This window comes from Citrobacter youngae (genome assembly GCF_003818115.1).
GTDB lineage: Bacteria > Pseudomonadota > Gammaproteobacteria > Enterobacterales > Enterobacteriaceae > Citrobacter > Citrobacter youngae.
The window spans coordinates 1-12,301 of record NZ_RPOI01000047.1; the positions used below are offsets into that span (position 1 = coordinate 1).

The following is a 12,301-nucleotide window of genomic DNA, read 5'->3' on the forward strand; positions in this document are numbered from 1 at the left end:
CTGCGGTGCAACAGGCTGCGGTGGCTGCTGATAATGCTGCTGCGGTGCGACAGGCTGTTGATACTGTGGTGCAGGTTCCGGCATCACGCTGGGGGTAAACAGCGGCTCATGCGGCCCCTCATCCACTAACGCTTTCATCGGTGAGAATTCAAAATCATCAAGCGAGAATGGATTCGCCCCGGCAGGCTGTGCGCCGGAATAACGTTGCTGTTGGGAAGAAGCGAACTGACGCGCCAGTTCCGCTTCTGCGGCTGAATCTTCGTCATCAGTGTGATTGGTATCATCCTGATACTCTTCGCCATAGCGGTGCTGCTGCGACTGGGCAAACTGACGCGCCAGCTCATCCTGCTGCATTGCATCAATTTCATCGTCACTGTATTGCGCGTCCGAATCAAGCTGCTCTTCGCGCGCTTTCTCTTCCGCCATACGTTGTGACGGCAACTTAATGCCATATGAAGCCAACTCACGGCGTGTCGGGACACGCACACGATTAGGGCGCGGCAGTTGAGGGCCAATTCCCTCTTTCACCTGCGGACGCGGCGCACCGCCACCCGCAAGGCTAAAGACAGGCGCTGCGGCAGCGGCTCCCGCTCCCAAAGCGGCACTTTTTACACCTGCGGCCAGCGGCGCAACGGCAGCAACAGACTCAACGGGAGGTGTGGATGCTGTTGGCATAGACGGTGCAGCGGGTTTCACCCGCTCAGGCTCTTGCACGGATTCTGGAATCGGCTGATACCAGGCAGCTAGCTGCTCACGCTCACGCGCGCGTTTTTCTTCCATTTCTTCAAAATAGTAGAGCGGTGGACGTGCTGGCTTCACCTCTTCAACGACAGGCTCAGGCTCGGCGACCGACGGCTGTTCCACCACGGGCTGCTGATGAACCACGGGTTGTTGCTGCACGGTGTCTTGCTGATAGACAGGCTGCGGTTCAAGCGGCGTACTCTGCTGGTAAACCGGTTCTGGTTGCCAGGCGGGCTCCACCACTGGCTCAGGTGCTTGCCACGGCATTGCCGGTTGCGGCATCGTCGGCTGTTCATAGCCAGCTTCGGCAACTGGCGGTACAGAATATGGCATCTGCGGTTCAACCGGGGCAGGTTGCTGCCAGGGTTCATAAGGCTGAACCGGCGGCTGCGCGTACTGAACGGGCTGTGGGTAACCTTCCGGCGCTGGCGCGATAACCGCTTCACCGGTTTGCGGAGCCGGTGCGGATTGCCATGCCACAGCAGGAGTGGGTTGCTCTAAAACGGTTCCCGGTACTGACGCAGGTTGCAACAGCGGGTCGACTGGCGCACTCCAGGCCTGAGTTGTCGCAGTGGCAGTGGCGGCCGCCGCCGCGGTGACCGGCTCAGTCACTGAATGGCCGTTTAATAGCGGGTCGAATTCATCGTATTCAGGCAATGTGGCACGATTGCCTGAGAACAACACATCGTCAGGATCGGCTACAACGCCACGCGCGCTGTATTCAATTTCGTCTTCATCATCCATGCGCTTGCCGGAGAACAGCGCGGCATCAGTGTGACGCCCAAGTGGATTGGTGAACTTCTCTGCCAGCCGTTTACGGCGCGCTAACGCTCCGCGCAGAATACGTGCCCGTCGAGATTCATGTGGGGTGCCATCAACGGCGTCGACCGACTCTTCATCATCTTCATATTCTTCGTCATCGACCCAGGTATCATCGCGACGAGTACGATTGCTGGCAAATGTCAGAATATTCAGTAACCAGCCACCCAGTTTTTCGGCAATGCTCACCCATGACCAGCCAGTAAACAGCGTTAAACCCGCGGCCCAGATACATAACAGCGCAAGCGTACCGCCACTGCTGTGCAGCAGGGGTTGCAGCGTAGTACTGAGCAGGCTGCCAATAACGCCGCCAGAGGCAAAATACCAGATGTCATCGGCATTGATTGCGGCAAGCCCGCAAGAGGTGAGGATCAGCGCCAGAACGCCAATAATACGCAGCGATACGGCGAAGTAATCGACGTATTCGTCGCTGGCCTGATGTCGCCAGGCAAACCAGCAGCCACCGACGATTATCACGGGGATAGTGTAAGCCATGACACCAAAAATGAAGAACAGCGTATCCGCCAGCCATGCTCCGGGTATTCCGCCCAGATTATGGATAGGCTCGTGCCATGCGGTTTGCGACCAACTGGGGTCCGAAGGGTTAAAGCTGAGTAATGCTGCCATCAACCAGACGGCAAAAAGGGCAATAAGAATCAGCAACGCTTCCAGAAGTCGGCGCCCGCTGCTTAACTTCGTCAATGTGACGTCTTTGTCTTCAGTGTATTCCTGGCTCAAAAACGGCTCTCCAGGTTTCAGGCTTTTCCTGCCCGATGCTAAAACGGACAACAGCACCGGGTTACCCCGGCACTGTTGCTGTATGGATTAACAGGAGTGTAATCAAACTGCGTCGATTTTGCACCTGTTCCGTGTTAGCGCGTCTTAATTACCAGACGATTGCTCTGTTTGACTTCTTCCATTACCACGTAAGTACGTGTGTCATTCACGCCAGGCAGACGCAGCAGGGTTTCCCCCAGCAGCTTACGGTATGCCGACATATCCGGTACGCGTGTTTTCAGCAGATAGTCGAAATCACCGGAAACCAAATGACACTCTTGAATTTCTTCAAGTTTTTGTACTGCAGAGTTAAATTGCTCAAACACATCCGGGGCGCCACGATTCAGAGTAATCTCAACAAAAACCAGAAGTGATGCATCCAGATAATGCGGGTTCAACAGCGCTGTATAGCCCTGAATAAAACCCTGTCTTTCCAACCGACGCACACGCTCAAGGCAGGGCGTTGGAGAAAGTCCCACTCGTTTTGAAAGCTCGACGTTAGAAATACGCCCATCCTTTTGCAGCTCATTAAGAATGTTACGATCGATACGGTCGAGATCTTTGCCAGGGCGCTTCTTACTATCTACCATTATTATTGTCTCTCTGTATTCCTTCCCTACTCCTGCCTGACTCTATTAACATCACTGTTCAGAGTCGCTACCCATCACAATAAACCGCAACCCAGAGGGATTTACGGTGCGCAATGCCTGGGTTTATGGTGAGAAGACCGTTGCCTGTCGGCGGCTATCGACATCACGAATGGCATCTGTCCACACCATGCGTAGATTTCACTAACCCGGTAAACATGGTATCTACATGCATGATTATGCAGCATATACATGACACAGTTTTTTTCTTCCTTGAATGTTTTCGCAAAACAGCAGGTGATTGTCAAAGCAAAACATCGATTTTTAGTACAACATGCCAGTTATTCATTGGGAGTGATGGAAAATCGTCATTTTATCACCTTATAACTGACCGATTTTAAGTAGAAATCATTATATCTCCGTCATAGTTCACGTCGCCTGTGCGTTGGCTTCACGCGGGCCCCCAACTCGAATAAATTAGAGAGGCGCATTACCCTCAATTTTGCCCATCATCGGTTTCCGCTATTACACATATTGTTAACAAAATCGCCATACTCTTTTTTTACGACTGCAAATTCCCTACAATCCTGCCCATTGCCTACCAACAACTATGGGGATCTCATGGGCACGACCAAACACAGTAAACTTCTTATTCTGGGTTCAGGCCCTGCGGGCTATACCGCCGCCGTCTACGCTGCGCGTGCAAACCTGCAGCCGGTGCTGATTACCGGTATGGAAAAAGGAGGTCAGTTGACCACGACAACAGAAGTGGAGAACTGGCCTGGCGATCCAAACGATCTCACTGGCCCGCTGCTGATGGAGCGCATGCACGAGCACGCAACGAAATTTGAAACGGAGATCATCTTCGATCACATCAGCAAGGTAGATCTGCAAAACCGCCCTTTCCGTCTCACCGGAGACAGTGGCGAGTACACCTGTGACGCACTGATCATCGCCACTGGTGCTTCAGCACGCTATCTGGGCTTACCTTCAGAAGAAGCCTTTAAAGGCCGCGGCGTCTCCGCCTGCGCAACCTGCGACGGTTTCTTCTATCGTAACCAAAAAGTTGCGGTGATCGGCGGCGGCAACACCGCTGTGGAAGAAGCGTTGTACCTGGCGAATATCGCCTCCGAAGTTCACTTGATTCACCGCCGCGACAGTTTCCGTGCTGAGAAAATCCTCATCAAACGTTTGATGGATAAAGTTGAAAACGGCAACATCGTGCTGCACACGCATCGCACACTGGAAGAAGTGACTGGCGATCAAATGGGTGTAACCGGATTGCGTCTGCGCGATACGCAAAATACTGACAACGTTGAATCTCTCGACGTCGCCGGATTGTTTGTCGCCATCGGCCACAGCCCGAACACGGCTATTTTCGATGGTCAACTTGAACTGGAAAACGGCTATATCAAAGTTCAGTCCGGTATTCACGGCAATGCGACACAAACCAGCATTCCTGGTGTGTTCGCTGCCGGTGACGTGATGGACCATATTTATCGTCAGGCGATTACCTCAGCTGGCACAGGTTGTATGGCCGCCCTTGACGCTGAACGTTATCTCGACGGTCTGGCGGACGCCTGCAAATAGTTTTTACAAATCAGTAACAAAAGTAAAAAAGGCGACTATAAGTCGCCTTTATTTTTGCCCCGTTGTAACATTGTCCTGCCCAAAAATTCCAATAACTCACCTGCTAAGCGTGCAATGAATAAAACCCGTCAAAAAGAGCTTACCCGCTGGTTAAAACAGCAAAGTGTCATTTCTCAACGCTGGCTGAATATTTCACGCCTGTTGGGGTTCGTGAGTGGCCTGTTAATTGTCGCTCAGGCCTGGCTCATGGCTCGGATTCTGCAGCACATGATCATGGAAAATATTCCCCGTGAAGCGCTGCTGTTCCCTTTCGTCGTGCTGGTCTTGATTTTTATCCTGCGGGCGTGGGTTGTCTGGTTACGTGAGCGAATAGGGTTTCACGCGGGTCAACATATTCGTTTTGAGATTCGTCGCCAGGTTTTGGACCGTCTGCAACAGGCGGGGCCAGCATGGATACAGGGGAAGCCTGCCGGAAGCTGGGCCACGCTGATTCTGGAACAGATTGACGATATGCATGACTACTATGCGCGTTATTTGCCGCAAATGGCGCTTGCGGTATGCGTCCCGCTATTGATTGTGGCTGCCGTTTTCCCGTCAAACTGGGTTGCAGCCCTTATCCTGCTGGGAACCGCACCACTGATCCCTCTGTTTATGGCAATGGTCGGTATGGGCGCTGCCGATGCCAACCGGCGTAACTTTCAGGCACTTGCCCGACTCAGCGGTCATTTCCTCGATCGCTTGCGCGGCATGGAAACACTGAGAATTTTTGGTCGCGGCGAAGCGGAGACGGAAAGCATCCGGGCTGCATCGCAGGATTTCCGTCAGCGCACGATGGAAGTGCTTCGCCTTGCATTCCTGTCTTCGGGCGTGCTGGAGTTTTTCACTTCGCTCTCTATTGCACTGGTAGCCGTGTACTTCGGTTTTTCTTATCTCGGCGAGCTTGATTTCGGCCACTACGGAACCGGCGTCACGCTGGCGGCAGGTTTCCTGGCGCTGATTCTGGCACCGGAATTTTTCCAGCCGCTGCGCGATCTGGGGACGTTTTACCATGCCAAGGCGCAAGCGGTAGGCGCTGCCGACAGCCTGAAAACATTCATGGAAACCCCGCTCGCGCATCCTGAGCGTGGCGATATTGAGCTGGCAACCAAAGACGCGGTTTCAATTGAAGCCGAAGATCTGATCATCACCTCACCCGAAGGCAAAGTCCTGGCTGGTCCGCTTAACTTCTCCCTACCCGCAGGCCAGCGCGCGGTGCTGGTTGGGCGTAGTGGTTCCGGTAAGAGCTCGTTGCTGAATGTCCTGTCCGGTTTTCTCTCGTATCAGGGCTCATTGCGTATTAATGGCTTTGAACTTCGTGACTTGTCGCCTGATGCCTGGCGTAAACAACTCTCATGGGTCGGGCAAAACCCGCAGCTTCCGGCTGCTACATTGCGCGAAAATGTGCTGCTGGCATGCCCTGATGCCAGCGAAGAACAGCTACAGGCCGCGCTTGATAGCGCCTGGGTCAGTGAGTTTTTACCGCTGCTTCCTCAGGGTGTGGATACCCCTGTGGGCGACCAGGCAGGCCGACTTTCTGTCGGGCAAGCGCAGCGTGTTGCCGTTGCCCGTGCCTTACTCAACCCGTGTCAGTTACTGCTGCTCGACGAACCCGCAGCCAGTCTTGATGCTCACAGCGAACAACGTGTGATGCAGGCGTTGAATGCGGCATCGCGCCGCCAGACCACGCTGATGGTTACTCACCAGTTGGAAGATCTTGCCGACTGGGACGCTATCTGGGTCATGCAAGACGGTCAGATTGTCGAACAAGGTACCTACGCGCAACTTAGCGCAGCCAGCGGGGCTTTTGCGACATTACTGGCTCACCGTCAGGAGGACATCTAAATGCGCGCTTTGCTACCCTATCTGACGCTGTATAAACGTCATAAATGGATGTTAACACTGGGGATCGTTCTGGCGATCGTTACATTATTGGCAAGCATTGGTTTACTGACACTTTCAGGCTGGTTCCTGTCTGCTTCGGCCGTTGTCGGTGTCACCGGGATTTACAGTTTTAACTACATGCTTCCGGCGGCTGGCGTTCGCGGGGCGGCAATTACCCGAACCGCAGGTCGTTATTTCGAACGACTGGTCAGTCACGACGCGACGTTTCGTGTATTGCAGCATCTGCGTATTTACACCTTCAGCAAATTGCTGCCGCTCTCCCCTGCCGGGCTCGCCCGATACGGCCAGGGCGAACTGCTCAACCGCGTTGTGGCGGATGTCGACACGCTCGATCATCTCTATTTACGCGTGCTCTCCCCGCTGGTTGGCGCGTTTGTCGTTATTGTAGTAGTCACGCTAGGGTTGAGCGTTCTCGATCTCACGCTCGCCATCACCCTTGGCGGTATTATGCTGCTGACTCTGTTTATCTTGCCTCCGTTGTTTTACCAGGCGGGTAAAAGCACCGGGCAGAACCTGACGCATCTGCGCGGGCAATATCGCCAGCAGTTGACCTCCTGGTTACAGGGTCAGGCTGAGCTGACCATTTTTGGCGCCAGTGAACGCTACCGCGCTCAAATGGAAGCCACCGAGCTGCAATGGCATGAAGCCCAGCGTCGTCAGTCCGAATTAACGGCCTTATCTCAGGCTGTCATGCTGCTGATTGGCGCTCTGGCTGTGGTGATGATGCTATGGATGGCTTCAGGTGGCGTAGGCGGAAACACTCAACCAGGCGCACTGATAGCGTTGTTTGTGTTCTGCGCGCTGGCTGCTTTCGAAGCGCTGGCCCCTGTTACCGGCGCATTTCAGCATCTCGGCCAGGTGATTGCTTCAGCACTACGTATTACCGAACTGACAGAACAACAACCAGAAGTCACCTTCCCGGATACGGAAGCTACCGTTTCGCAACAGATTACTCTGACATTGCGTGAGGTGTCTTTCAGCTATCCAGGGCAAACACAAAAAGCTCTGGACACCCTTTCTTTGCTCGCTAAACCTGGTGAACACATTGCGATTCTGGGTCGGACAGGCTGTGGGAAATCAACGTTACTGCAATTATTGACCCGTGCATGGGATCCACAACACGGCGAAATCCTGATTAACGATCGTCCGATTTCAACGCTGAACGAAGCCGCATTGCGCCAATGCATCAGCGTCGTACCACAGCGAGTGCATCTGTTCAGTGCGACATTGCGCGATAACCTGCTGCTGGCTGCGCCACACGCCAGCGATGAAGCGTTATCCGGGATGCTGTGTCGTGTCGGTCTGGAAAAACTGCTTGAAGGTGATGGTCTCAATGCCTGGCTGGGTGAAGGCGGTCGTCAGCTTTCAGGCGGAGAGCTACGCCGTTTGGCTATCGCGCGAGCTTTGCTGCACGATGCGCCGCTGATGCTTCTGGATGAACCTACTGAAGGTCTGGATGCGACAACGGAAAGCCAAATGCTTGAATTGATTAACGATGTGATGCGCAATAAAACCGTACTCATGGTCACACATCGCCTGCGCGGACTGTCGCGATTTAATCAAATAATAGTGATGGACAACGGACGCATAATTGAGCAAGGTAATCACGCAGATCTGTTAGCCAGGCAGGGGCGTTATTACCAGTTTAAGCAACGTCTGTAAGCTATTATTGAACGATCCAACTCGCGTAGTGGAGTTTTGCTGTCATGCGCCTGGTGCAACTGTCCCGCCATTCTATCGCCTTCCCCTCACCGGAAGGCGCTTTACGCGAGCCTAACGGTTTGTTGGCGCTGGGGGGCGATCTCAGCCCTGCCCGCCTGCTAATGGCCTACCAGCGCGGTATTTTCCCGTGGTTTTCTCCTGGCGACCCTATCCTCTGGTGGTCGCCCGACCCACGCGCCATTCTCTGGCCTGATAAATTTCACATAAGTCGCAGCATGAAGCGCTTTCATAAAAATTCGCCTTATCGCGTGACGCTCAATTACGCGTTTGGTCAGGTCATTGAAGGATGTGCAAACGACCGGGAAGAAGGCACCTGGATAACGCATGATGTCGTGGATGCCTATCATCGGCTGCATGAACTTGGACATGCGCACTCTATTGAAGTATGGCGGCAAAATGAATTAGTCGGCGGGATGTACGGCGTTGCGCAAGGTACTCTTTTCTGCGGTGAATCGATGTTCAGTCGCCAGGAAAATGCCTCCAAAACCGCACTGCTTGTTTTTTGCGCTGAATTTATCCGTCAGGGCGGAAAATTAATTGATTGTCAGGTGTTAAATACCCATACCGCGTCGCTGGGAGCCATTGAGACTCCGCGCAGGGACTACCTTGAACATTTAAGCAGGCTACGCCAGCAGCGCCTACCGAGCCACTTCTGGGTGCCCAGGACGTTATTTTCGCCTCAGGAGTGAATGTTTTCGGCACATTTTTTGTCGGGGTGTTATAATTGGTGCCGCAGAGTCGGTTTAGCCCATTACCCCGCCGCCGTTAAGGAACAGTTCGCGTCAGGCAACGCCTATCGTTTATCTCATCGTTCCCTTACACGTTGCGCTTTTAGTGCGGCTTTGTTGTGTGCGGTTAGAGTAATGCGCCAAACCCGATTTGCTGCGTTTTAAACGCACAAATCTTTACTTATTAAAAGAACTTCGGCATTATCTTGCCGGTTCAAATTACGGTAGTGATACCCCAGAGGATTAGATGGCCAAAGAAGACAATATTGAAATGCAGGGTACCGTTCTCGATACGTTACCTAATACCATGTTCCGCGTAGAGTTAGAAAACGGTCACGTGGTTACTGCACACATCTCCGGTAAAATGCGTAAAAACTATATCCGCATCCTGACGGGCGACAAAGTGACTGTTGAACTAACCCCGTACGACCTGAGCAAAGGCCGCATTGTCTTCCGTAGTCGCTGATTGTTTTAACGCCCGAATGGCGTCCAGATAATAAAAGGTCGGTTTAACCGGCCTTTTTTGTGGACTGATATTACGTATTTAATCCTCGATCATTCGTGCATATTCTTCCGTGAGGAAATCCACCAATGCACGAACCGACGGCAATAACCCCCTGCGCGATGGAAAAACCGCGTGAATGATCTCTCGCTTTGGTTCCCAACCGTCGAGTAATGCCACCAGCTCGCCTGCGGCTAATTGATCTTTGACCATCAACTGCGGAAGTTGAACGACCCCCACACCGGCAACGGCAGCTTCACGTAGCGCCAGCATATCGGTGGTGATCATTCGTGGCGTGAAATGTACCTCCGCACGAGCTTCCTGCGGGCCAAATAACTCCCAACGATGCACATGTTTACCCGAGGCCAGGCTCAACCCCGGCCAGCGAGTCAATTCAGCCGGAGAATGTAGCGCGCCCATTTTCTCGATTAGCTGCGGACTGGCATACAAACGATGCCCCCTGTCCGCCAGCACCCGCATCACCAGGTCGCTATCTTCAAATGGTCGAGGCCTGACACGAATCGCCACGTCCAGACCTTCTCCAACGACGTCAACACGGCGGTTCGTGGCCTCGAGTTGCACAGATACATCAGGGTAACGCGCCATAAAACGGGCAAGCATGGGTCCGATATGCACGTGCAGCAACGTAACCGGGCACGTCAGCTTCACAATTCCACGCGGTTCAACCTGTAGCGCAGCAATGGCATCCTGCGCTGCCTGCGCTTCCACCAGCATTGCCTTACAGTGTTCGTAGAACGTTTGCCCAACTTCAGTAACATTAAACTGCCGGGTGGTTCGCTGAATCAATCGCACCCCCAGCCTCTCCTCCAGTTGTGCAATTCGGCGGCTCAGCTTTGATTTCGGTTCATCGAGCGCCCGACCGGCCGCAGCGAATCCTCCTTCTTCAACTACGTGAACAAACCACGCGAAATCATTGAGATCCGGCTTAGTCATCTTATTGTCCTATTTATGAGACTGTGAGAGCTATTTTAGCTACTACTCAGTTCTCTGTCATAAATATAAGCTTATTCACATCAAGATAACGCCACTGAGGAGACACATATGAAACAAGTAACAGGCGTCTACACCGCACCTCGCCCACACTGGGTTGGCGATGGATTCCCGGTTCGCTCGATGTTCTCTTACCAGTCTCATGCTGAACAATTAAGTCCGTTCCTGCTGCTGGATTACGCCGGGCCACATACCTTCACCCCAGGTAATGAAAAACGTGGCGTGGGCGAACACCCTCACCGTGGTTTCGAAACGGTGACCATCGTTTACAGCGGTGAAGTTGAACATCGTGACTCAACCGGTCGCGGTGGGATTATCGGCCCAGGCGACGTGCAATGGATGACTGCAGGTGCAGGCATTTTACACGAAGAATTCCATTCTCCGGAATTTACCCGGAAGGGTGGCGAGCTGGAAATGGTGCAACTTTGGGTCAACCTACCAGCGAAAGACAAAATGGCCGTACCCGGATATCAGGGCATTAGTAGTGATGTTATCCCTACTGTCGCGCTGCCAGATGACGCCGGCACTCTCCGTGTCATTGCGGGCAGCTATCAGGAAACAAAAGGTCCGGCACATACCTTTTCGCCGCTGAATGTCTGGGATATGCGTCTGCAGCGTAATCATCAGTTCACGCTGTCTCAGCCGGAAGGATGGAGCACCGCGCTGGTCGTACTGAAAGGCAACATTACCGTAAACGGCACCACGCCCGTCAGCGAGGCACAGCTGGTGGTGTTAAGCCAGCAGGGTAAAACATTGCATATTGAAGCCAGTAGCGATGCCAGCGTATTGCTGTTGTCAGGCGAACCGTTGAATGAGCCGATTGTGGGTTACGGTCCGTTTGTCATGAACACGAAACAAGAGATCGCAGAAGCCGTACGCGATTTTAACTCCGGCCGCTTTGGCCAAATCTGAATCAAAGGAGAATACTATGTCCAGCCCTGCAAACTTTAATGGTTCACGCCCGGTCATTGATGTAAATGATTCCGTTATGCTGCTTATCGATCACCAGAGCGGACTTTTCCAAACCGTAGGCGATATGCCAATGCCAGAACTGCGAGCACGTGCTGCCGCGCTGGCTAAAATGGCCTCCCTGGCGAAGATGCCGGTGATTACCACCGCATCAGTACCGCAGGGACCGAACGGCCCGTTGATCCCTGAGATCCACGCCAATGCACCTCATGCTCAATACGTGGCGCGTAAAGGCGAAATCAACGCCTGGGATAACGAAGACTTCGTGAAAGCGGTCAAAGCAACAGGTCGTAAGACGCTGATTATCGCCGGTACCATCACCAGTGTTTGCATGGCTTTCCCAGCCATCAGCGCGGTTGCGGAAGGCTACAAAGTTTTCGCAGTGATCGACGCTTCCGGTACTTACAGCAAAATGGCGCAGGAAATTACCCTGGCACGTGTCGTTCAGGCTGGCGTAGTCCCGATGGATACCGCCGCCGTTGCTTCTGAACTGCAGGGAACATGGAACCGTGAAGATGCAGCAGAGTGGGCAGAAGTGTACACGAAAGTATTCCCGGCATATCAGTTGCTGATTGAGAGCTACAGCAAAGCCCAGGAAGTCGTCACCAACGGTGAAAAACTGGACTCTCAGCGCTAATCCTCTCCCCCACGCCTGTCCGGGTGGGGAATATGTACATTGCGTGACCAAACGAATATGAACATGTAAATTCTGCTTGACCGTTTTAGCGCAACTCCCTATAGTAGCGCCCCGTTGCCCCCCATGTGGTCAGGCAGCAATACAATATGGTGAGGTGTCCGAGTGGCTGAAGGAGCACGCCTGGAAAGTGTGTATACGGCAACGTATCCGGGGTTCGAATCCCCGCCTCACCGCCATATTTAAAGAAGAGCTCGTACGAAAGTACGGGCTTTTTTTT

At 53.3% G+C, this 12,301-nt stretch carries 10 protein-coding genes and 1 tRNA gene; 8 read left to right on the forward strand and 3 right to left on the reverse strand.

Annotation, left to right across the window (positions count from 1 at the left end; translation table 11 throughout):
• Positions 1-2,298: DNA translocase FtsK 4TM domain-containing protein (locus EHN13_RS23705; protein WP_211339291.1), on the reverse strand; the 2,298-nt coding region annotated here is incomplete at its 3' end.
• A gap of 134 nt (positions 2,299-2,432) precedes the next feature.
• A complete protein-coding gene (gene lrp / locus EHN13_RS23710) occupies positions 2,433-2,927 on the reverse strand; it encodes a leucine-responsive transcriptional regulator Lrp (protein WP_002439523.1) in 495 nt (164 codons plus the stop codon).
• A 618-nt stretch (positions 2,928-3,545) separates the two neighbouring features.
• Between lrp and trxB the strand changes: the two genes are divergently transcribed.
• From trxB to infA, 5 genes are all read left to right on the forward strand, one after another.
• Positions 3,546-4,514, forward strand: coding sequence for a thioredoxin-disulfide reductase (trxB, locus tag EHN13_RS23715; protein WP_005123580.1), 969 nt, complete (start codon positions 3,546-3,548; stop codon positions 4,512-4,514).
• 114 nt (positions 4,515-4,628) lie between these two features.
• Entirely contained in the window at positions 4,629-6,395 is a 1,767-nt protein-coding gene (gene cydD, locus EHN13_RS23720; RefSeq protein ID WP_048212148.1) for a heme ABC transporter permease/ATP-binding protein CydD, read from the forward strand.
• Positions 6,396-8,117, forward strand: coding sequence for a heme ABC transporter ATP-binding protein/permease CydC (gene cydC, locus EHN13_RS23725; protein ID WP_061067610.1), 1,722 nt, complete (start codon positions 6,396-6,398; stop codon positions 8,115-8,117).
• 44 nt (positions 8,118-8,161) lie between these two features.
• Positions 8,162-8,866 carry a leucyl/phenylalanyl-tRNA--protein transferase gene (gene aat / locus EHN13_RS23730; protein WP_048212150.1) on the forward strand — a complete coding sequence of 235 codons (705 nt, stop codon included), beginning with the start codon at positions 8,162-8,164 and terminating at the stop codon, positions 8,864-8,866.
• Positions 8,867-9,152: 286 nt separating this feature from the next.
• On the forward strand, positions 9,153-9,371 hold the full coding sequence (gene infA, locus EHN13_RS23740; protein ID WP_002211347.1) for a translation initiation factor IF-1: 219 nt from the start codon (positions 9,153-9,155) through the stop codon (positions 9,369-9,371).
• Between the two features lie 78 nt (positions 9,372-9,449).
• On the opposite strand, the gene EHN13_RS23745 is transcribed toward infA, so the two are convergent.
• On the reverse strand, positions 9,450-10,361 hold the full coding sequence (locus EHN13_RS23745; protein ID WP_048212151.1) for a LysR family transcriptional regulator: 912 nt from the start codon (positions 10,359-10,361) through the stop codon (positions 9,450-9,452).
• Positions 10,362-10,469: 108 nt separating this feature from the next.
• Between EHN13_RS23745 and EHN13_RS23750 the strand changes: the two genes are divergently transcribed.
• The 3 genes from EHN13_RS23750 to EHN13_RS23760 all read left to right on the forward strand — a co-directional run bounded on the left by EHN13_RS23750 (position 10,470) and on the right by EHN13_RS23760 (position 12,260).
• Entirely contained in the window at positions 10,470-11,330 is an 861-nt protein-coding gene (locus tag EHN13_RS23750; protein ID WP_061067609.1) for a pirin family protein, read from the forward strand.
• Between the two features lie 16 nt (positions 11,331-11,346).
• Complete coding sequence (locus EHN13_RS23755) at positions 11,347-12,024, forward strand: isochorismatase family protein (protein ID WP_061067608.1); 678 nt, start codon at positions 11,347-11,349, stop codon at positions 12,022-12,024.
• Between the two features lie 148 nt (positions 12,025-12,172).
• Positions 12,173-12,260, forward strand: a tRNA-Ser gene (locus EHN13_RS23760).
• Positions 12,261-12,301 lie beyond the last annotated feature (41 nt).